Below are 22,773 nucleotides of genomic sequence, written 5' to 3' on the forward strand. Positions count from 1 at the left end.
TTGAATTTTTGCAAAAAGAAACGCTCGGAGTTTTGGCTTCGAGCGTTTTTGTTTGAGGAACAAACTAAATTATAAGTAGAATTTTTCTACGAAGTTTAATTTGTCGTCTAATTTTAACACTAACGGCTGACCGGTAGGGATTTCAAAATCCATAATTTCAGCATCAGAAATACCGATGATGTGTTTTGCTAACGCACGAAGAGAGTTACCGTGTGCAGTTACCAGTACGCGTTTGCCGGATAATAACGCCGGTGCGATTTGATCTTCCCAGAACGGTAACACGCGTTCTAACGTGATTTTGAGGTTTTCCGCATTTGGAATTACATCTTTCGGTAAGTGAGCGTAACGACGATCGTTATGCGCAGAATTCGGATCCGCCGCATCTAAATCCGGTGGAGAAATGTCATAAGAACGACGCCAAATGTGAACTTGTTCGTCACCGTATTGTTCGGCGGTCGCTTTTTTGTCTAAACCTTGTAACGCACCGTAGTGACGCTCGTTTAAACGCCAGTTTTTCACTTGTGGAATCCATAATTGATTAGATTCTTCTAATACGATATTACAAGTTTTAATTGCACGAGTTAAAACCGAAGTGAATGCGATATCGAATTCATAACCGGCGGCTTTTAATTTTTGACCTGCCGATTTCGCTTCTTCGATACCACGTTCGGTTAAATTAACATCACGCCAGCCTGTAAATAAGTTTTTAGCATTCCATTCACTGAAACCGTGACGAATAAATACTAATTCCATAAAGACTCCTATGTATTTAAGTTGATTTGAAAACCGTGTATTTATAGCAAAAATCCACTTACTTTGAAATAGTTAGCCGATTTCTTTTTAGAAAAGCGAGAGAAAAGCTGATTTTCCTCAAATATTTGATAGAATAAGCTATTTTGTCGTCTTTAATTGAGTTCCGTAGGTGGATTTTGTGAAAGTCTTTCGTCCGTTTTATGTCATTCCGCTATTGATTTGTTTTAGCGTATTCGTTCAGTCATCTTATGCGACTGAGCTTTCCAGTATTCAGCAAAAAATTAAACAACAACAAAGTAAAATTAACGAACAACGTCAAAAACGTAGTGTGCTGCAATCTACGTTGAAAACGCAAGAAATCGAGATGGGTAAGGTATTGGGTAAACTTAAAGAAACCGAAATGTCTTTAACCGAAACTCGCCAAGCGATTAAGCGTACCGAGCAGGAAATTCAAAGGCTGGAAAAGCAAGAAAAAGAACAAAAAGAGAAATTGAAAGAGCAGCTGGATTCCGCTTATCGCTCCGGTATTCATCCTTCGGTATTGGAACGCTTGATGTCGGAAAGTGCTAAAAATGCGGACAGAATGACCGCTTATTATGCGCATATCAATCAAGTAAGAATCGATACGATTAACGATTTAAGACGTACGCAACAGGAATTAAAAGATCGTCGCGACGAGCTGAAAGGTCAGCAGAAAGGGCAACAGACACAATTAAGCGAACAAAAGAAACAAGAAAAAGATTTAAAGAAAGTACAAAACGAACGTGAAACCACGTTGCGCTCAATTAATAAAACCTTAGAACAAGACGAAAGCCGTTTAGAATCGTTAAAAAGTAATGAGGCGGCGTTACGTAATCAATTAGCCAAAGCGACGGCGGAATCCGAACGCCAAGAAGAGCAGGAAATTGCCAAATTGGAGCAGAAAAAAAATAGTGAGGAAAAACGTAAAGCGACCGAGCAAGAAAAGCAACAAGTTAGAGCCGGTAGAGGTTTAGGTTCGCCGAAGAAACAATTTAGTATGCCAGTGGCGGGGAAAGTGGTAAACAGTTTCGGTTCTCGTCAAATGGGCGAAGTGACTTGGCACGGTGTCGTTATTGCGGCAAGCGCAGGTGCGCCGGTACGAGCAATTGCCGGCGGGCGTGTAATTTTAGCCGATTGGTTGCAAGGTTACGGGCAAGTCGTCGTAATCGATCATGGTAACGGCGATATGTCGTTATACGGCTATAATCAATCGGTTTCGGTACGTAAAGGCAGCCGTGTTTCCGCCGGACAACAAATTGCCAGCGTAGGTAACTCCGGCGGTCAAAATCGTTCGGCGTTATATTTTGAAATCCGTCGTAAAGGCAATCCAAAAAATCCGATGGGTTGGGTAAAATAATGTGGAATTTATTTCAAAGTAAGCAGTCTATTTTTTCGGTTTTTTGGCAAATTTTGTTGCTGATTTCACCGCTTGCTCAAGCGGGAAAATTAGCGATTGTGATAGATGATATCGGCTATCGTGCAAAAGAAGATAATGCGATTTACGCATTGCCTAAAGAAGTGAGTGTGGCAATCATTCCCGTTGCACCGTATGCGACGGCGAGAGCGCAAAAAGCCTACGAACAAAAACGGGACGTGTTGATCCATTTACCGATGCAACCGAAAAACAGACATCAACCGATTGAATCGGGGGCGCTAATGGTCGGGGCAAGTAAAGAAAACGTCGCTCGCTTAATTCAAGCCGCTCGTAATCAAGTGCCTTATGCCATCGGTTTGAATAACCATATGGGAAGCGGTGCGACGGCGGATCGTCAAACGATGGAGCATTTAATGACGGAGTTGTCTAAACAACAACTTTTCTTCCTCGACAGTAAAACCGGTCCGAGCGTTGCAGCAAAAGTCGCCCGTGAATTAGGGGTAAACGCCTTGGAAAGAAACTTGTTTTTAGATGATAACGATGCGTTGCACGAAGTACAGAATCAGTTTCATCTTGCTTTACATTACGCTCGAAAACACGGTAGTGCGATTTTAATCGGTCACCCGCGTAAAAACAGTATCGAGGTCTTAGAAAAAGGTTTGGCAAACTTACCCGAAGATATTCAATTAGTCAGTATGGGCAGCTTATGGCGTAATGATACTGTCGTGCCGAAAATACCGTTTATTATGGTATTTGACGATATGCCCGCGCCGACTTCCGTCGCCCCTTTTAACGTCGTACCGCTATTAAGAGGCGTACCGCAAGATTAAGATTAGGACGTTATTGTGAATTTTAAACCGCATTTCTTAACCGTTTGTTGCTTATGCGCATTTGCTCATATTGCTAATGCGCAACAATCCGTACAACCGGAAAATCACTCGCTCGAATCATCGGAAGATAGCGAGGAAGCCGTACAAGATTCAAAGATTGAAGCCGCCGTCGATTTGGAAGTAAAAGGGATTGCGGACAAAGATAAAGATGCTTGGGCGAATGTCCAAATTTATCTTGGGCAGATCGCAAAAGAATATGCGGACGGTTCGGAGCGTCATCAATATCTGGTACAAACGGCGGTAGATAAAGCGTTGCGTGCCAAAGGGTATTACAATACTCGCTATCAATTTGCGCAAACGCCTCTCGCCGGTAAAAAGCCGTTACTGACGTTAAATGTCGAGCCGGACAGTCAAAAAGTCAAGATTGATGAAACGGATATCCGAATCAGCGGTGAGGCGAGTAAAGACGAAGATTTTACTAAATTGGTTGCTTCCGCTCCGAAACAAGGAACGGATTTGGATCATGAACAGTATGACGGTTTTAAAAGCAATCTTGAAAGTTTAGCATTTAAAAAAGGCTATTTTGACGGAAACTGGCTATATCATCGCTTAGAAATTTATCCGAAGGATCATTCGGCGGATTGGCGTTTAGGTTACGACAGCGGCGTTCGTTATCGTTACGGTGAAATTACGTTTACGGATAATCAAATTAAAGAAGAATATCTGCGCAATATTTTAAAAGTGAAATCCGGCGAACATTATTACGCTAATGACCTATCGCAAATGACTTCGGATTATTCGTCAAGCAATTGGTTTTCTTCCGTATTGTTTGAGCCGCATTTAAACGAAGAGCAAAAAGTTGTCGATTTAAATGTTTTATTTCAGCCGAAGAAAAAAAATGACGTAGAAGTCGGGATCGGTTTTGCAACCGATGTAGGACCTCGTTTTCAGTTGAACTGGAAAAAACCTTGGCTGAATAGCCGCGGTCATAATATTGAATCGCGTACGTATATTTCCGCACCGGAACAGCGTTTTGAGTTCGGCTATAATATTCCGTTGCGTGAAGATCCGTTGCATTACTATTATCAATTTTCAGGTTCGTTAGAAAACGAAGATCAAAACGATACCGAATCAACAGCGGCAACCTTAGGTTTTCAACGTTTTTGGACGCATGAAACCGGTTGGTCTTTTTCCGCCGGTATAAAAACGCGTTACGATTCTTTTACTCAAGCGGGTGAATCGCATCGTACTTTATTGGTTTATCCGACCGCTGCCTTAAATCGTACTCGTTCGGACGGCAATCGTTTTCCGCTTTGGGGGGATAGTCAAAGATTAACGGTGAACTGGGGGACAAAAGCGTTAGCTTCGGATGTAAATTTCTATAGTTGGAAAGCATCCACCACTTGGATCAGAACCTATTTTAAGAATCATCGTTTCTTCTTACGTGCCGAAGTCGGTCATATTCATTCTAAAGATTTCTATCGTATTCCACCCGCATTACGTTATTTCGCCGGCGGTGATATGAGCATACGAGGATTCGGTTATAAGGATATTTCTCCGAGAGATCCGAAAAACGGTAAGTTGATTGGCGGTTCTCATCTAGTGACTGCAACCGCCGAATATCAATATCAGCTTTATCCGGGTTGGTGGGCGGCACTGTTTTATGATACGGGGCTGGCTTCAAATAAATTCGAAACGAAAGATTTACACGCCGGAGCGGGAATCGGCGTACGTTGGGCTTCGCCAATCGGTGCGATTAAGTTGGATTTGGCAACGCCGGTAAGATCGCCGAATAATGAAAAAGGCGTACAATTTTATATCGGTTTAGGTTCGGAATTATAAATATTATTCAAGCGGATAAATTTATCCGCTTTCTTTGTATCAGGTAAATGGTGAAAACTCATGAGTGAACAGCATAACCAACAAGTAGAAAGCGTTCAAACGGAGCAAACTCCCGTCACAACTCAAAAAAGTCGATGGCGCTGGTTGCGCCGTATCGGTTTCGGCCTATTGTGCCTGCTTTTAATTCCTCTGTTATTTTTAATGACGGGCAAAGGACAACGAACCGCTTTTGAGCTGGCGGATAAATTTCTCGAACCATTAACCGTCGGTAACATCAAAGGCAGTTTACAAGAGGGTTTAACTCTAACCGATACCAAATTTGTTACGGACGGAGTGGATGTAACGGTCGGGCAAGCGGATCTACAGCTTGATTTGAGTTGTTTGCTCAAGTTGCAAAGTTGCGTTGAAAGTATCGCCCTAAAAGATACCGAAGTTAAAATTGATACGGCGAAATTACCGCCTTCTCAGCCGGATAAAGAGCGCGAACCTTTTACCGAGCTGAATTTACCGTTAGGCATCGCGGTGAAAAATATTGCGTTGGATAATATTCAAGTCAAAGTCGATGAAATGGATATTGCCTTAACACATTTTCATTCGGGGATTTTCGGCAAAGGGCGTGCGGTTAATTTAGCACCGACCGAATTAGCCGGTTTAACTCTTTCGCTAGCACCGTCAAGTGCGGAGCAAGCGGTCGAAAAAACACAGGAAATTGCAAAAAAATCGGAAAAACAGACCGCTTCCGAAATTGATTGGGCGGAAATTAAAGCCAAATTGGCTCAACCGCTATTGACCAAACAAGCGCCGATTAAATTACCGTTAGATGCATCGATTCCGCAATTGGAAGCCAAAAATATTCATATTGAACGGAAAGTAAAAGACAAAGAAGGAAAGCTAACGACAGCTCAATCGATTGTGAAAGTAGCGTCGTTGTTGTTGCAAGCCAAGGCGGATCAACAAGCGGTCGAATTATCGCAATTATCGCTTAAAAGTGATCGCGGTGATATTCACGGCAACGGTTTACTGACTCTCGCGGAAAATTATCCGCTCAATTGGGCGTTAAATGCGGATTCGCCATTATTAACGGAGCTAAAAATTCCGGCAAGCCAAGCAAAAATTGCGTTAAACGGCGAATTATTCGGTAAAACGTCGCTCGATATTCAAACAAGCGGCGCAGTGAAAGCAAATTTAAAGGGGAATGTTCAACTTGCCGAGCCGAAAACTCCGCTTAATCTGCATTTAACCGCTGATGCGGTTTCTTATCCGTTTATGCCGGAAAAGGGCTCTGATCCGCTGAAATTAGAAAAAATCGATTTGTTACTCACCGGAGATTTACTCAATTATCAATTAGATACGCAAGTGAGTGCGACGGGGATGCGCATTCCGGCGAGCCGTGCGCATTTAAAAGGACAGGGCGAAATTACCCAATTTAATATTGATCAGCTTGCGCTGAATGCCTTAGAGGGTAAAGCAAATCTAAGCGGAAATATTAATTGGGAAAACGGAGTGGCATGGGATGCGCAAACGGATCTAAATGCGATCAATACCAAATCGCTTGCACCGCAATGGGCAGCGGTACTTTCCGGCGGTTTGCAATCTAAAGGTTATGCGGGACGAGGAGAAAACGGTTCGGATTGGAATGTTGAGGTTTCTCATTTAGATTTGAACGGTTCGCTTTTGCAAAAAAATTTACAGCTCAAAGGTGAGATTAAATCGAATAATGACACTTTATTAGACGTACCTTCCGCCACGTTGATTTACGGCGAAAATAATATTGCCCTGAAAGGCGTCTTAAGTGATGAGTCGGATTTTTCCGCGCAAATTAATGCGCCGAATTTAACGGGTTTATTACCTAAGTTGGCGGCAAATATTCAAGGAAATATCAAGTTGAGCGGTAAAGTGGCCGAGCCGAATTTAGATGTGGATTTAACCGCTAAAAGCTTAAGTTATGATCAGTTGAGTCTAAAAAACTTAGTCGCAAAAGGAAAAGTAAATACCGAGAAAACGATTCAAGGTAATTTGGATGTGAGCTTGGCACAGTTGGCATACGGCGATGTAACGGTAGAAAACGCCGACTTAGCTGTAAGCGGTAGCGAAGCGAATCACAACTTAAAATTGAGTGCGAAAGGAAATCCTATTGGCGCAAATTTACAACTTTCCGGAAAATTTGACCGCTTGCAACAAGTTTGGCGAGGTCAATTAAGCCAAGTTGCGATTGAGAGCAAAGATTTCGGGTCGTTTAAAACCAACCAAGCGGTAAATGTTAGCTACGATAACAAGCAAGTCAATGCGAATGTTTCTGCCCATTGTTGGAATAATCCAAAAATTAATTTGTGTTTCCCGCAAGCGTTTAATGCCGGTCAAGAAGGTAAAGTACCGTTTGAAATCAAGCAATTTAACTTGGCGACAATTCAAGAATTTTTGGATCAAAATACGCAATTAGCCGGTATTATCAATGCAAAAGGCGATGCGGCTTGGTTTAAAAACAAACAGCCGCAAGTGAATGTTGAGCTTGATTCAAAAACATTGAAATTGGTACAAAAACTTGATGGCGGCAACAGCTTCCCGTTGACGTTAAGTCCGGTTAAAGTGAATGCGAATTTAGCGGATAATAATTTGAAATTAAAAACCGATATTAAAGTGGAAAATAACGGTCGTCTGACTACCGATCTTGTGATGAATGATGTGGCGAATACACGCAAATTATCCGGCAGTATTCATATTGATCAACTGACGCTTAAACTGATTAAACCGTTATTAACCGGAGGTGAATCGGTTGATGGTAATATCAATGCGCGTTTGTCGGTCGGAGGAACTGTCACCGCACCGTTATTAAACGGCACGTTAAATCTTAGCGAGTTACGGGCGAAAGCGAGTGCAATGCCGTTTGATGTCACCGGCGGTCATTTAGTGTTAAATTTCCACGATGCGACTTCAACGCTTTCCGGTCGAGTACAAACCACGGAAAGCGAATTGCGTTTGGACGGCGATGCGGATTGGCGACGTTTAGATGCGTGGAAAACCAGAGTACACGCCCAAGCGCATCGCTTCCGCGTAAACGTGCCGAATATGGCAAAAGTCGAATTTAGCCCGAATATTGAGGTAACCGCAATGCCGAACGAGCTTGTTTTAGGCGGCAATATCGATATTCCTTGGGCGAGAATTGCGGTGGAGTCCTTGCCGGAAAGTGCGGTAAGCGTGAGCGGCGATGAAGTTATTATGGACGGTTCGGTAAAACAAAAAATTCCGTTGGCTCAGCGTCAGATCCCGGAGAAAACCGCAGGCGGTATGGCGATAAAGGCAAATATCAATATTCATATCGGCGATGACGTCAGTATTAATGCTTACGGTTTGAAAAGCCACCTAAACGGTACGATTGTGGTACGCCAAGGCAAACAAGGGCTTGGTTTATACGGGCAAGTCAATTTGAAAAACGGTCGTTATGCCTCATTCGGTCAAGATTTACTGATTCGTAAAGGGGTAATCAGTTTTGCCGGACTTCCGTCACAACCTTCCTTAAACATTGAAGCGATTCGTAATCCGGAAGCAATGGAAGATCCGAGTATTACCGCAGGGGTAAAAGTGATCGGTTTGGCGGATAGTCCGGAGGTAAAAGTATTTTCCGAACCGGCGATGTCGCAAAATGAAGCGCTTGCGCATGTGCTGACCGGTCGTTCGTTAGATAATAGCGGCGATGCCGGATCGAGCAATTCTATGGCGGCGGCATTAATCAGTATGAGCTTATCGAAAAGCAGTAAAACCGTCGGAGCGGTAGGCAGTACGTTCGGTTTGAAAGATTTAAATGTAACGACCGCCGGTATCGGTGATAATACGAAAGTGGAAGTGAGTGCGAGTTTAACGCCTAAGTTTAAAGTAAAATACGGTGTCGGGATCTTTGCCGCACTTACCGAATTAACGTTACGTTATAATCTTGCGCCGAGACTGTATTTACAATGGGTTTCCAGCGTAAATCAAGCGGTGGATTTAATGTATCGTTTTGAATTTGATGAAATGTTTGAGTAATTTTATCAACTATTTTGAGCAAGCGGTTCTTTTTGTGAACTTTTTGGCAAAACGGACCGCTTATTTTTTCGATCAAATCCCCCCAAAAACGGCAAATATCGTGCTAAAATCCAATTTAATTCAAAGCGTTATCTCAAATTAAACAGAAATTGATTAAACATGGAAAAACAACGACAAAAGCAGTTGCAAAGGTGGCTTCGAGGACAGCAAAAAATCATTAAGAAGTGGATGTACCTCAATGTTTTGCTCGGTAGCTTGAGTGCCGTATTAATGATCGGACAAATGGCATTATTGGCAACGATGTTACATAAAATGATTATCGAACATCAAAGTTCGCAAACTTTCTTATTAGAGCTTGGCTTGTTATTTGTTTGTTTTAGCGGACGTGCGTTGCTGACTTGGCTACGCGAGCGCACTGGATTTAAGGCGGGTCAGACGTTGCGTTTACATTTACGTGAACAAATTATGGCAAAACTGTCTGAAATCGGGCCGATGAGTATGCAACAAAAGCCGGCGGGAAGTTGGGCGACATTAATGTTGGAACAAGTGGAAAACCTACATAATTTTTACGCGCGTTATTTGCCGCAACAATTTTTATCGTTGTTAGTGCCGATGATTATTCTCTGTTTCGTATTTCCGATTAACTGGGCGGCGGGGCTTATTTTATTTGCAACCTTACCGTTATTGCCGCTGTTTATGGCGTTAGCCGGCATTAAAGCTGTGGAAGCGAACCAACGCAATATCGGGGTACTTTCTCGTATTAGCGGGCAATTTTTAGATAAGTTAAGAGGGTTGGAAACGATTCGTTTATTCGGTCAGGCAGAAAAACAAACCGAGCAAATTTATCAAAGTACCGAAGAATTTCGTGTAAGTACGATGGACGTGCTGAAAATGGCGTTTCTTTCCTCGGCGGTATTGGAATTTTTTACTGCGGTATCGATTGCGGTCATGGCGGTTTATTTCGGCTTTATTTATTTGGGCGAGTTGGATTTCGGCTATTACGGCACGGGAGTGAGTCTGTTTATCGGGTTCTTCTGTTTAATGTTGGCACCGGAGTTTTATCAACCGCTACGTGAATTAGGCGTGTTTTATCACGATAAAGCGGCGGCAATCGGTGCGGCGGACGATATTGAAAAATTTTTAAATCAACAAGTTACACAAGCACAAACCGATTTGCAAAAAGATTTGCCTAATCAACCGCTTGCAATTACCGCGAAAGATTGTGTAATTCTTTCGCCGCAAGGTAAAGTCTTAACTAAACCGTTAAACTTTACTCTTGCCGCTCGACAACATATTGCGCTAGTCGGACAAAGCGGTGCGGGTAAAAGCTCGTTAATGAATATGTTATTGGGATTCTTACCTTATCAAGGTTCGGTCACGGTAAACGGTGTGGAATTACGAGAGTTAAATTTGACGCAGTATCGCCGGAAATTAGCTTGGGTGGGACAAAATCCGCAGTTGATTAAAGGTTCGCTGCGCGAAAACATCTTATTAGGTAATCCGAATGCGACCGAATCCGATCTCAAACAAGCGTTGGCTTTATCCAAAGCGGACGAATTCGTTTACCGTTTAGGTTTAGACAGCCAAGTGCAAGATGCGAATGCCGGGATTTCCGGCGGGCAGGCACAGCGTATTGCGATTGCCCGTGCATTGTTACGAGATTATGAATTGCTTTTGCTAGATGAGCCGACCGCCAGCTTGGATATGCAATCCGAACAACAAGTATTAAGCGCATTGCAACATTTAAGCCAAACGCAAACCACCTTAATGATCACGCACCGTATTGAAGATCTTAAACAATGTGATGAAATTTGGGTGATGAAACAAGGCGAGATCGTACAAAAAGGGCGTTTTGAAGCGGTTGAAAAAGAAGGTTATTTTGCAGAATTGCAGCAATACTAATAGGTGATACATGAAATCAATTTTTCCTTTTCTCTCTCTATATCGCACCCATTGGGGACGCTTATTATTGGGTATTGTATTAGCAATAGCGGGTTTAACCGCAAGTATCGGTTTATTAAGTTTATCCGGTTGGTTTTTATCGGCTTCTTTCTTAGCCGGTTCTGCAATTATTTTTAACTTCTTTTATCCGTCTTCGGGCGTAAGAGGCCTGGCGATCGGGCGGACGATTTCCCGTTATTTTGAACGTTTAGTGACGCATGATGCGACGTTCCGAGTATTGGCAAATTTACGCGTTACCGTATTCCGTAAGTTGATTCCGTTAAGTCCGAGCGGTTTAAATCGCTTTAGAAACAGTGAGTTGCTTAATCGCTTGGTGGCGGATGTCGATACGTTGGATACGCTTTATTTAAACCTGATTTCTCCGTTTGTCAGTGCGATTATGCTCATTGTATTTATGGGCATCGGTTTAACTTTTGTTTCTCCATTGCTTGCTTTAGTTATTTGCGGATCGCTAACCGTATTACTGATTATTTTCCCTATGTTGTTTTATCGTTTAGGGCGAAAATCCGGTGCAATCGTTATACAAGCGCGAGCAAATTATCGCAGTCAATTTATTGAATGGATCCAAATGCACGCTGAGTTTTTATTATTCGGTGTGGTGGCGCAAGCAACTTACAAACTGAATCAAACGGAAAAAGAGTGGTTGAATGCACAAAGTAAAGAAAGCAGATTAACCGGCTTATCCAACGCATTGCTGATCTTTTCGAACGGCATTTTGCTTTGCGTGGTGATTTATTTAGCGTCCACCGCAATTAACGTACCTTCCGCCGAATATCCGGAAGCGTTGATTGCACTTGTGGTTTTTTGTGTCATGGCATCGGCGGAGATTTTAATGCCGATTGGCTTAGCATTCTTACATTTAGGACAAGTGATTACTGCGGCAGAACGTTTAAATGAAATTACCGAACAACAGCCGTCGGTCAGCTTCGGCAGTAAAAACGATTGGCAAAAAATCGAGCAAAACAGACCGCTTGTCCAATTTGAAAACGTGACATTTACCTATCCGAATCGGATTGATCCGGTGTTACAAAATATTTCATTTGAAATTTGTGCCGGACAAAAAGTGGCGATTTTAGGTAAAACGGGTAGCGGTAAGAGTACTATTTTCCAATTACTTAATCGTAATTATGACTCGACAAGCGGTCAAATTCGTCTAAATGCTTGCAATATTGCCGATTATGCGGAACCCGTGTTACGTCAGCATATCGTGACGTTAAGTCAGCGAGTGCATATTTTTAACAGTAGCTTGCGAGATAACTTATTATTCGGCTATGCACAGGCGACGGACGTCCAATTAATTACGGTGTTAAATCAAGTGGGATTAGCTTATTTATTAGATGAGCAAGGTTTGGATTTATGGCTGGGAGAAGGCGGCCGACCGCTTTCTGGCGGTGAACAACGTCGCTTAGGTTTGGCACGTTTATTACTAAGCCAAGCGGAAATCGTGTTACTGGACGAACCGACCGAGGGATTGGATCGTGAAACCGAACAGCAAATTTTGGCGTTAATTTTAGCCCATAGCCAAAATCGAACGCTATTGATGATTACTCATCGCTTACACGGCTTGGATAAATTCGATAAAGTCTATCGAATGGACAACGGTAAATTTATTAATTAAGCCAATACGCTTTAAAAGGACGCAAACGGTTACGTTGGCGTCTTTTCTATTCTTTTCAACAATAAATTTCTTGCTTTTTCATTCAAAAATAAACAAAAAAGTGTTATATTGACAATCAATTTTGATTTTATCTTTTCTTAATCATTTCATTTATTTTGGATTTATGGCTACCAATTATCACGATATTACGATTGCTTTTGCAGGTGTTTGCCAAGCGGTTAGTTTAGTTCAACAATTTGCTCACAAAGGTACTGCGGATCGTGAGATTTTTTCCAATTCAATTAAGAGTTTACTCGTTACTCAACCGGATTCGACCTTAGCGGTGTTTGACGGTCAGTTAGCCAATTTAAAATTAGGACTGGAAACGGCTCAAGCGCAAATGGGTAGCCAAAACGGTAAATTGGATACGGAAATCGGTCGCTATTGGATTAATGTCCTCGCACTCAGCCAAAAATTAAATAAAAATCCTGAAGCCAAAGCCAAATTGGCGGAGCGTTTACAGCAAATTGAACATCAATTACCGCTCTATGAAAATGATATTATGGCGGATCAAATGATTGCGAATTTAGCTGCGATTTACAGCGATGTGATTAGCCCACTCGGTTCAAAAATCCATGTATTAGGTTTACAAGATTATCTGGTGCGTCCGGATATTCAGCAAAAAATCCGAGCCAGTCTATTAGCCGGTATTCGAGCCGGTATTTTATGGCAACAAGTCGGCGGAACTCGCTGGCAATTCTTATTTTCCCGTAGAAAGATTCTTAATCAGGCACAACAGTTTTACAAAAGTATTTAAACAAGTTCTCCGTAATGGAGAACTTGTTCCGAACATTTATTTATTTGGAGAAAACAATGGAACTTACCGCTTTAACAGCATTATCCCCAATCGATGGTCGTTACCAAGACAAAGCTGCCGCATTACGCCCGATTTTTAGTGAATTCGGTTTACTAAAATTCCGTGTAACGGTAGAGGTTCGTTGGTTACAAAAATTGGCTTCTCAAGCACAAATCAAAGAAGTTCCTGCTTTTTCTGAAAAAGCAAACGATTACCTAAATCAAATTGTAGCAAATTTCTCAATTGAAGATGCAAACCGTATCAAAACAATTGAACGCACTACCAACCACGACGTAAAAGCGGTGGAATATTTCTTAAAAGAAAAATGTGAAGCGTTACCTGAATTACAAGCAGTAAATGAATTTATTCATTTTGCTTGTACCTCGGAAGATATTAACAATACTTCACACGCACTAATGCTAAAAACGGCACGTGAAGAAGTATTATTGCCGGAATGGAAAAAAGTGATTGATGCGGTAGTAGAACTAGCAAAACGTTATCAACATATTCCGTTACTTTCTCGTACGCACGGTCAGCCGGCAAGCCCGACAACCATCGGTAAAGAGATGGCAAACGTAGCATATCGTCTCAAACGTCAATACAAACAACTCGAAAATTTAGAGATCTTAGCGAAAATCAATGGTGCGGTAGGTAACTATAATGCGCATTTATCGGCTTATCCTGATGTGGATTGGCATACGTTCAGCCAAGAGTTTGTAGTATCGTTAGGCGTAACTTGGAACCCGTACACCACACAAATTGAACCGCACGATTACATTGCGGAATTCTTTGATTGTGTGGCACGTTTTAATACGATCGTAATTGATTTTGACCGTGATATGTGGGGCTATATTGCGTTAAATCACTTCAAACAACGCACGATTGCCGGTGAAATCGGTTCGTCCACCATGCCGCACAAAGTGAACCCGATCGACTTTGAAAACTCGGAAGGTAACCTTGGCTTAGCGAATGCGGTAATGAACCATTTAGGTCAAAAACTACCGATTTCTCGTTGGCAGCGTGACTTAACCGACTCAACCGTATTACGTAACTTAGGTGTCGGTTTAGGCTATTGCTTAATCGCTTATGCTGCAACTTTAAAAGGTGTAAGTAAGTTGGAAGTAAACGAACAACATTTACGTGACGAGTTAAATCAAAACTGGGAAGTATTAGCAGAGCCGATTCAAACGGTAATGCGCCGTTACGGTATCGAAAAACCATACGAGAAACTGAAAGAATTAACGCGCGGTAAACGTGTCGATGAAGCGGCGATGCGAGAGTTTATCGAGAAACTTGAGATTCCGGCGGAAGAAAAAGTGCGCTTAAGAGAGATGACGCCGGCAAGTTATATCGGTTATGCGGTAGAACTTGTTGAAAAATTGTAAAATTTAAGTTAAAAATGACCGCTGGTAAGTGGTCATTTTTTTGAAAACTTTGCGGAGGAATAAGTAAATGAAACAATCTATTCGTCACAATAAAATTATCGAACTGGTTAATCAGTTAGGTTATGTCAGTACGGAAGAATTAGTTGCCCAATTAGATGTCAGTTCTCAAACGATTCGCCGTGATTTAAACGAATTAGCCGAAAAGAATTTGATCCGTCGCCATCACGGTGGTGCGGGTATGCCGTCTAACAGCGAAAACAGTGATTATACCGAACGTAAACAGTTTTTCTCGGAACAAAAAAATGAAATTGCGCGCCACGTAGCGGCAATGATCCCGAACGGTGCTTCATTATTCTTAGATATCGGTACAACCTCTGAAGCGGTGGCTTATGCACTGTTATCGCATCAAAATTTGCGTATTGTGACCAATAACCTTAATGCCGCACATATTTTAATGCAGAAGGAAGATTTCCATATTACGGTAGCCGGCGGTAATTTGCGTACCGACGGCGGTTTAATCGGTGAAGCAACGGTGAATTTTATCAGTCAATTCCGCTTGGATTTCGGTATTTTGGGCATTAGTGCGATCGATAGTGACGGCTCAATGCTCGATTACGATTACCACGAAGTGCAAGTGAAACGCGCTTTGATGCAGAGTTCCCGCCAAGTGATTTTGGTAACCGATCATTCAAAATTCAGTCGTAGCGCAATTGTGCGTTTAGGCGACATTACCGAAGTGAATTATTTGTTTACAGATTTGCCGTTACCTTTAGAATTACAGCAACGATTAGTTTCAACCAAAGTAGCAGTACAAATCTGCGGTAATTAATGACAACTTTTTTTCAACAACATTTTTCTCGGAATAAATGGCTGGCGTATGCACAATTAATGCGCTTTGATAAGCCGATTGGAACTTTACTTTTGCTTCACCCGACATTATGGGCGTTATTTGCCGCCGCAGGCGGTATGCCGCCGTTGTCCGTGTTAGTGATTTTCGTGTTAGGCGTAATCGTTATGCGTGCCGCCGGCTGTGTGATTAACGATTATGCCGATCGCCATATTGACGGTGAAGTAAAACGTACCTCACAGCGCCCGCTTGCCACTGGACGAGTAACAACTACGGAAGCGAAAATACTGTTCGTATTGTTGCTGTGTATCGCTTTTGTTTTGGACTTATTGCTTAACCGATATACTTTTTTACTGTCGTTTGTTGCGGTCGCGTTAGCGATTATTTATCCGTTTATGAAACGCTTTACCCATTTACCGCAAGTGGTATTAGGCATGGCGTTCGGTTGGGCGATCCCGATGGCGTATGGTGCGGTAAGCGAATCGTTGCCGTTGGAGTGTTGGTTGTTATTTTTCGCCAATATTTTTTGGACGGTCGCTTACGATACGCAATATGCGATGGTTGATCGTGACGATGATCTGCGTATCGGGGTAAAATCCACTGCGATTTTATTTGCGCAATACGACAATAAAATTATCTCCTTATTGCAATTTATTACGTTAGTGCTATTAGTTATTTTTGGTTGGATAAGTCAATATCATTGGGGTTATTTTGTCATACTCGGCTTGAGTGCAAGTTTGTTTAGCTATCAATGTTGGCTGACCAAACAGCGAGTCAGAGAGCAATGTTTTAAAGCGTTTTTGAATAATCACTATTTCGGTTTAGGTGTGTTTCTTGCGATTTTAGTCGGCATCTATGCTTAATGCGAAAAGAGCAAGCGGTTGAATTTTCTGAGATTTTTCCAAGAAAGTTAGCCGCTTTTTTATTTCCTAAGTTTACAAATTTTCCTGCGTTTTTAACCGCTTGTTTCCAATACTTTTCCGCATTTTTCTGCTATAATTCCAATAATTTTTTGGCTTTAAATTTATTCGTAACAAATAAGCCTTTTCCATTTCATAAAGTATAGGAATAACGAATGTCTGAACAAAATCAAACAAATAGTTATGATTCTTCGAGCATTAAAGTCTTACGCGGCTTAGATGCGGTACGTAAACGTCCGGGTATGTATATCGGTGATACCGATGATGGTACAGGTTTACACCATATGGTGTTTGAAGTTGTAGATAATGCGATCGATGAAGCGTTAGCGGGACACTGTAAAGATATTATCATAACCATTCATTCGGATAATTCGGTTTCCGTACAAGATGACGGTCGCGGTATTCCGGTCGGCATTCATCCGGAAGAGGGCGTATCGGCAGCGGAAGTGATTATGACGGTATTGCACGCCGGCGGTAAATTTGACGATAACTCCTATAAAGTATCGGGCGGTTTACACGGTGTGGGTGTGTCGGTGGTAAATGCGCTTTCATCAAAATTACAGCTCACCATTCGCCGTGAAGGTCATGTTCACGAGCAATTTTATAGCTTAGGCGAACCGGATGCGCCATTAACCGTTATCGGCGATACTGATAAAACCGGTACGATGGTACGTTTCTGGCCGAGCTTAGATATCTTCAAAAATAAAACCGAATTCGAATATAAAATCCTGTCAAAACGTTTACGTGAGCTTTCTTTCTTAAACTCGGGCGTATCGATTCGATTAATTGACGAACGTGACGGCAAAGAAGAACACTTCAAATATGAAGGCGGTATTAAGGCTTACGTTGAGTATTTAAACGAAGGTAAAACCCATATTCATAATACGCCGTTCTATCTTTCAACCGAGAAAGACGGTATCGGTGTTGAAGTGTCATTACAGTGGAACGACAGCTATAACGAAAACGTTTACTGTTTTACTAACAATATTCCGCAACGTGATGGTGGTACGCACTTAGCCGGTTTCCGTGGTGCATTAACCCGCGCATTAAAAAACTATATGGATAACAGCGGTGTAGTGAAGAAAGCGGATGCGAATATTGATGCGTCAGGGGATGATGCGCGTGAAGGTTTGGTTGCGGTAATTTCGGTCAAAGTACCGGATCCGAAATTCTCATCACAAACGAAAGATAAGTTAGTGTCATCGGAAGTGCGTGGTGCGGTGGAAAGCTCAATGAATGAAGCGTTAGCGGAGTACTTAGCGGAAAATCCGGACGATGCGAAAAATATCGTCACCAAAATTATTGATGCGGCGCGTGCGCGTGAAGCGGCGCGTAAAGCGCGTGAAATGACACGTCGTAAAGGTGCGCTGGATTTAGGCGGCTTACCAGGTAAATTAGCGGATTGCCAAGAAAAAGACCCAGCGTTATCGGAACTTTACTTAGTGGAGGGTGACTCTGCTGGTGGCTCGGCAAAACAAGGTCGTGATCGTAAAAACCAAGCGATTCTGCCGTTAAAAGGTAAAATCTTAAATGTTGAAAAAGCACGCTTTGACAAAATGCTTTCTTCACAAGAGGTCGCAACTTTGATTACGGCGTTAGGTACCGGTATTGGTCGTGATGATTACAATATTGAAAAATTACGTTACCACAAAATCATTATTATGACCGATGCGGACGTGGATGGTGCGCATATTCGTACATTATTATTAACCTTCTTCTACCGCCAAATGCCGGAATTAATTGAGAACGGTTATGTTTATATCGCTCAACCGCCGCTTTATAAAGTGAAAAAAGGTAAGCAAGAGCGTTATATTCAAGATAACGATGAAATGTCGCAATATGAAATCGATATTGCGTTAGAAGGTGCAGGCTTATTTGTGAGCGAAGGTGCGCCGGCGTTAAGCGGTGTGGCACTTGAAAGCCTCATTTCACAATATAACGGCGTACAAAAATTATTTGAGCGTTTAAGTCGTCGCTATCCGGTTGCGTTGTTAAACGAACTGATTTATAGCCCGGCATTATCGGCTGAATTTGCAAAAGATCAGGCAAAAGTGACCGCTTGGAACGAGCAATTTGTAGCGAAATTAATGGAAAAAGAAACCGGCGGTAGTTTCTACCGTAGTGAAGTTTTCTTCAATACCGAGCGTCAAGTATATGAGCCGGAAATTGTGGTAACGACTCACGGTATGGATACGACTTATCGTCTTGATTTTAACTTTATCAGCAGTAACGAATACGCCAAAATTACCGCATTAGGTAACGAGTTAAACGACCTATTATCACCAAGTGCTTATGTAATACGCGGTGAACGTCGCCAAGAAGTGAGCAGCTTTGCCGAAGCGTTAGATTGGTTGGTACGTGAATCACGTAAAGGCTTAACTATTCAACGCTATAAAGGATTAGGTGAGATGAATCCGGAACAATTATGGGAAACCACAATGGATCCGGTGGCACGTAAGATGTTACAAGTGAATATCACCGATGCGATTGCGGCCGACAAATTGTTTAGTACCCTAATGGGTGATGAAGTTGAACCTCGTCGTGACTTTATCGAAAGCAATGCGCTATACGCTCAGTTAGATATTTAATTTGTAAATAAACTAAATCAAACCCCAAAGTTTTGCTTTGGGGTTTCTTTTTGCAAATTTTAAGCAAAAAAAGACCGCTTAGTTGATAAGCGGTCTAAACTTAAGCCTGTTTTTTCTTACGGCTTTTACGCCATTTCCAGCCTACATAGATGGCAATCACACCTAAACCGGCAAAAATAATATGCTGTCCGTTTTTTACTTGTTCGTGTAGCCAATCGAGGTTTTGTGCGCCGTAATCGCCTAAATAGACCCAAATCGGCACGGAAATAATCGCCGCACAGAAATCAACCAACACGAAACGAGTATAACTTACACGACGAGTAATACCGGATACCAGATACACCACCGCACGTAACCCCGGTAAGAAACGCGCTAAGAATAATAAGCGGTTGCCTTGTTTTTCAAAACGTTCCTGCACCATCTGGTAACGTTCTTCGGTCACAATATTACGAATTAGCGGAAACTGGCGAATTCTTTCACCGTAAATACGTCCGAGCCAATACATCGTACTATCGCCGATGAGTACGCCGAGCATACTGACGACTAACATCCAATGTACATTGGTATAGCCTAAGCCTGAAATCACACCGCCGGAAACCAAAGTAATATCTTCCGGAATCGGTACGCCGAAGCCACAAGCCAACAAAACCAAAAATACAGCCCAATAGCCATAGCTACTGAAAAAGCTGATTAAGAATTCCATATTTACTCCTTCTATAAACGGATTATTTATTTAGGTTTCTCACAGAACGACGTAAGACTAACTCGGGATGAAACTCAATCGTTTGAGGCTGATATTGCGTTTTATCTATTTTAATTCGTTCAAGTAAGATATTAAGTGCTTTTACACCTAAACGCGATTTAGATTGATGGATTGTCGTGAGCGGCGGAGAATAAAAGCGTGACGAATGAATATTATCGTATCCGATAATTGACATATCGTGCGGCACGGACAATCCTTTTTCACTTAATGCCGAAATGGCGCCTAATGCAATCGTATCGCTGAAACAAAAGAGCGCCGTCGGTAATTTTTCCAAACGTAATAAATTATTCATTTGCTCAAAACCGCTTTCTGGTTCGAAATCTCCTTCATAAATCCATTCTTGGCGCACGGGTAAATTCGCTTCGTGCATCGCTTTTAAGAAACCTTCGTAACGCTCTTTGGAAAGGGTTTTGCTCAGGTGACCGGCGATAACGCCGATATCTTTATGACCGTTTTCAATTAAATGTTGGGTAGCTAAGTATCCTCCTTCAAAGCTATTATCCAAAATACGATCACTATGATCATCGGCTTTACCCCAATCCATTACCACCATCGGGATATTTGTACCGTTGAATAGTTCTAAAGAATCTCGAGTATATTCGGAACACATTACCAATACGCCATCCACTCGTTTTTTAATTAACATATCCAAATGGTTTTGGATTTTTTCCGGCTCGTTTTGGGTATTGCATAAGAAAAGAGAATAGCCTTGTTGATAGCAATGTTCTTCTACGGCTAATACGATTTCGGCAAAATAAGGCGCTTCGCTGGTCGTGATGATCATCCCGATGGATTTAGTGGTATTGACTTTTAAGCTGCGAGCAACGGCACTCGGGGAATAATTTAATTGTTGGATTGCGTCCCATACAGCCTTACTGGTATCTTCTGCTACAAAACGGGTTTTATTGATTACATGTGAAACGGTGGTGGTCGAAACACCGGCTAATTTAGCAACGTCTTTAATTGTAGCCATAATTTTGTTCTCTTTTTAATATCAAAATAAACTCTTATTATAACGAAAATTACTCAGCTAAGAGAGGAAATTCTTAAAATAAATATGTAAAGAATAAAGAGAGTAAAAAATAAGAGAAAAAATAGGTGTAATGGTCTGATCAGATTTGATACGGGGTATTCAACAATAATTAATTTTGAACAGATGTTATCCTGGAGTTTATAATTATCTAATCTTCATTGAAACAATTTTAATAATATAGAATTTAATCCATAAATTAAAATGGAACTAGGTAAACATAATGTACTTCCAACCAAAATTTCTTAACATACCACTCGCTGCTGTTTCAATTAGCGTTTCGGCGAATCAATATTCGAGTTTATCAGAGTTAAATCGGCTAGATGCTACACAGCAAAAAAGGCAACAGCAATATCAACAATCAAAAGATAAACAACTACAAGCCTCAGCGGATATTCGTTTAGACACGGACGTTCAACAACCTTTTTCGTTTTTAAAACAAGAATCCCCTTGTTATCCTATCCACCACATTTCATTGACCGATTACGGTTCAAGCACTTCAACCAGCCAATTCCAGTGGGCATTAGATAAAGCTGCACACGATTTAAAACTTACTCTACCACATTGCCTTGGGGGTGAGGGTTTAGGCATTTTAATGAAGCAGGTGCAAAATAATATTATTGAGCAAGGTTATGTGACGACCCGAGTGGTGACGGAAGAGCAAGATTTACGTGGCGGTAAGTTAAATTTAACCGTCATTTTGGGGAAAGTGCGTAATACGATTATAGCGGATAGCGGTGTTGTACCTCGCTTTACTAAACTACATGCTTTAACCGCCTTTACCTTTGAAAAGGGGGAATTTGCTCAATGTACGTGATATTGAGCAGTCTTTAGAAAATCTAAAACGCGTGCCGACGGCAGAAGCGAATATTGAGATTTTACCAAGTGAAGATGAATTGGCTTCCGTAGGCGACAGCGATTTAAAAATCCATTATGCGCAAGGATTTCCATTCCGACTGAGTGTCGGGCTAGATGATGCCGGTTCGACTTCAACCGGAAAATATCAGGCAAACGGTACGTTTTCCTTTGATAATCTGTTTTCCGCTAATGACCTTTTCTACACTTCTTTTACGCACAGCCTGAAAACGCACAATGATGATAAAGGCGAGCGAGCCAATAAAAGCCTCTCTTTCTATTATTCTATCCCTTTCGGTTATTGGACCGTATCCGCTTCGCAAAGCTACAGCCGTTACCATCAAGAAGTCTTTGGGGCGTTCGATAATAATTATATTTACTCAGGCAAAAGCAATACTACTAAGGCAACCCTTTCTTATTTACTTTATCGAGATAGTAAACGTAAAACGTCTATATCAGGCGGTTTTTGGTCTCGCCAATCACAAAACTATATTGACGGTGCGGAAATTGACGTACAAAAACGCCGTATGGCAGGTTGGGAGGCCGGTATTTCACATAAAGAATATCTAGGCGATGCGACTTTGGAATTATCGGGAAGTTATAAACGTGGAACAGGTGCAAGAGGGGCATTATCAGCACTGGAAGAGTTTTGGAATGAGGGGACTTCACGTCCGCAAATTATCACGGCTTCCATTGATTTTACTCAACCGTTTATGCTAGGGGAGCAAGCGTGGCAATTTAATACCGGTTGGAATGCACAATGGAATAAAACCCCGTTAATTGCACAAGACCGTTTTAGTATCGGTGGACGCTATACCGTACGAGGATTTGACGGAGAACTCACGCTTTCAGGTGAGTGTGGTTGGTTATGGCGTAACGAATTAGCTTGGAATGTGAATCGTTGGGGACAGCAACTTTATTTGGCATTAGACGGCGGTCGAGTAATGGGCAGAGATGCGGAAAGTAGATTAGGGCATCATTTGATGGGGACGGCACTCGGCTTACGAGGTGGTTTTAGCCGTTTTAGCTACGATGTTTTTGTCGGCAAACCCCTACGTAAACCGACCGGTTTTAAAACTTCTCATACCGTCGCCGGTTTTAACTTAAATTACCATTTCTAGTTTTGAAC

Annotated in this window: 14 protein-coding genes and 1 pseudogene; 12 read left to right on the top strand and 3 right to left on the bottom strand. The window is 41.9% G+C overall.

Annotation, left to right across the window (positions count from 1 at the left end; genetic code table 11):
* Positions 1-69 precede the first annotated feature (69 nt).
* Entirely contained in the window at positions 70-753 is a 684-nt protein-coding gene (locus tag DY200_RS02385) for a 2,3-diphosphoglycerate-dependent phosphoglycerate mutase (RefSeq protein WP_005597307.1), read from the bottom strand.
* 169 nt (positions 754-922) lie between these two features.
* On the opposite strand from DY200_RS02385, the gene envC reads away from it, so the two are divergent.
* From envC to gyrB, 11 genes are all read left to right on the top strand, one after another.
* Positions 923-2,131, top strand: a complete 1,209-nt coding sequence (gene envC / locus DY200_RS02390; protein ID WP_005601129.1) for a murein hydrolase activator EnvC — start codon at positions 923-925, stop codon at positions 2,129-2,131.
* A complete protein-coding gene (locus DY200_RS02395; protein ID WP_115586785.1) occupies positions 2,131-2,979 on the top strand; it encodes a divergent polysaccharide deacetylase family protein in 849 nt (282 codons plus the stop codon). The genes envC and DY200_RS02395 overlap by 1 nt, the downstream gene beginning before the upstream one ends.
* A 15-nt stretch (positions 2,980-2,994) precedes the next feature.
* Positions 2,995-4,821 carry an autotransporter assembly complex protein TamA gene (tamA, locus tag DY200_RS02400; RefSeq protein WP_115586786.1) on the top strand — a complete coding sequence of 609 codons (1,827 nt, stop codon included), beginning with the start codon at positions 2,995-2,997 and terminating at the stop codon, positions 4,819-4,821.
* A gap of 60 nt (positions 4,822-4,881) precedes the next feature.
* On the top strand, positions 4,882-8,841 hold the full coding sequence (tamB, locus tag DY200_RS02405) for an autotransporter assembly complex protein TamB (protein ID WP_115586787.1): 3,960 nt from the start codon (positions 4,882-4,884) through the stop codon (positions 8,839-8,841).
* Positions 8,842-9,000: 159 nt separating this feature from the next.
* Positions 9,001-10,743, top strand: a complete 1,743-nt coding sequence (cydD, locus tag DY200_RS02410; RefSeq protein WP_115586788.1) for a heme ABC transporter permease/ATP-binding protein CydD — start codon at positions 9,001-9,003, stop codon at positions 10,741-10,743.
* 10 nt (positions 10,744-10,753) lie between these two features.
* Entirely contained in the window at positions 10,754-12,421 is a 1,668-nt protein-coding gene (gene cydC / locus DY200_RS02415) for a heme ABC transporter ATP-binding protein/permease CydC (RefSeq protein WP_115586789.1), read from the top strand.
* 163 nt (positions 12,422-12,584) lie between these two features.
* Positions 12,585-13,217 (top strand): high frequency lysogenization protein HflD, encoded by a 633-nt coding sequence (gene hflD / locus DY200_RS02420; protein WP_115586790.1) that lies wholly within the window; start codon positions 12,585-12,587, stop codon positions 13,215-13,217.
* Positions 13,218-13,273: 56 nt separating this feature from the next.
* Entirely contained in the window at positions 13,274-14,641 is a 1,368-nt protein-coding gene (gene purB / locus DY200_RS02425) for an adenylosuccinate lyase (protein ID WP_115586791.1), read from the top strand.
* 67 nt (positions 14,642-14,708) lie between these two features.
* Complete coding sequence (locus DY200_RS02430) at positions 14,709-15,470, top strand: DeoR/GlpR family transcriptional regulator (protein ID WP_005597287.1); 762 nt, start codon at positions 14,709-14,711, stop codon at positions 15,468-15,470.
* On the top strand, positions 15,470-16,351 hold the full coding sequence (gene ubiA / locus DY200_RS02435; RefSeq protein ID WP_115586792.1) for a 4-hydroxybenzoate octaprenyltransferase: 882 nt from the start codon (positions 15,470-15,472) through the stop codon (positions 16,349-16,351). The genes DY200_RS02430 and ubiA overlap by 1 nt, the downstream gene beginning before the upstream one ends.
* Positions 16,352-16,563: 212 nt before the next feature.
* Entirely contained in the window at positions 16,564-18,996 is a 2,433-nt protein-coding gene (gene gyrB / locus DY200_RS02445; protein WP_115586794.1) for a DNA topoisomerase (ATP-hydrolyzing) subunit B, read from the top strand.
* A 100-nt stretch (positions 18,997-19,096) separates the two neighbouring features.
* On the opposite strand, the gene DY200_RS02450 is transcribed toward gyrB, so the two are convergent.
* Together DY200_RS02450 and purR are read right to left on the bottom strand one after the other, a co-directional pair.
* Positions 19,097-19,699 (bottom strand): DedA family protein, encoded by a 603-nt coding sequence (locus tag DY200_RS02450; protein ID WP_115586795.1) that lies wholly within the window; start codon positions 19,697-19,699, stop codon positions 19,097-19,099.
* A gap of 22 nt (positions 19,700-19,721) precedes the next feature.
* Entirely contained in the window at positions 19,722-20,732 is a 1,011-nt protein-coding gene (gene purR / locus DY200_RS02455) for an HTH-type transcriptional repressor PurR (protein ID WP_115586796.1), read from the bottom strand.
* A 280-nt stretch (positions 20,733-21,012) separates the two neighbouring features.
* Here purR and DY200_RS02460 point away from each other — a divergent pair.
* Positions 21,013-22,765 (top strand): annotated as a pseudogene (locus DY200_RS02460) (ShlB/FhaC/HecB family hemolysin secretion/activation protein).
* Positions 22,766-22,773: the final 8 nt, after the last annotated feature.

The organism is Actinobacillus lignieresii (assembly GCF_900444945.1).
Lineage (GTDB): Bacteria > Pseudomonadota > Gammaproteobacteria > Enterobacterales > Pasteurellaceae > Actinobacillus > Actinobacillus lignieresii.

Bases quoted from the DNA above. Each gene is read 5' to 3' on its own strand.
- DY200_RS02430 (WP_005597287.1), top strand. From the start codon at position 14,709: ATGAAACAATCTATTCGTCACAATAAAATTATCGAACTGGTTAATCAG.
- DY200_RS02450 (WP_115586795.1), bottom strand. From the start codon at position 19,699: ATGGAATTCTTAATCAGCTTTTTCAGTAGCTATGGCTATTGGGCTGTA.
- DY200_RS02385 (WP_005597307.1), bottom strand. From the start codon at position 753: ATGGAATTAGTATTTATTCGTCACGGTTTCAGTGAATGGAATGCTAAA.
- tamB (WP_115586787.1), top strand. From the start codon at position 4,882: ATGAGTGAACAGCATAACCAACAAGTAGAAAGCGTTCAAACGGAGCAA.
- cydC (WP_115586789.1), top strand. From the start codon at position 10,754: ATGAAATCAATTTTTCCTTTTCTCTCTCTATATCGCACCCATTGGGGA.
- ubiA (WP_115586792.1), top strand. From the start codon at position 15,470: ATGACAACTTTTTTTCAACAACATTTTTCTCGGAATAAATGGCTGGCG.
- purR (WP_115586796.1), bottom strand. From the start codon at position 20,732: ATGGCTACAATTAAAGACGTTGCTAAATTAGCCGGTGTTTCGACCACC.
- cydD (WP_115586788.1), top strand. From the start codon at position 9,001: ATGGAAAAACAACGACAAAAGCAGTTGCAAAGGTGGCTTCGAGGACAG.
- hflD (WP_115586790.1), top strand. From the start codon at position 12,585: ATGGCTACCAATTATCACGATATTACGATTGCTTTTGCAGGTGTTTGC.
- purB (WP_115586791.1), top strand. From the start codon at position 13,274: ATGGAACTTACCGCTTTAACAGCATTATCCCCAATCGATGGTCGTTAC.
- DY200_RS02395 (WP_115586785.1), top strand. From the start codon at position 2,131: ATGTGGAATTTATTTCAAAGTAAGCAGTCTATTTTTTCGGTTTTTTGG.
- gyrB (WP_115586794.1), top strand. From the start codon at position 16,564: ATGTCTGAACAAAATCAAACAAATAGTTATGATTCTTCGAGCATTAAA.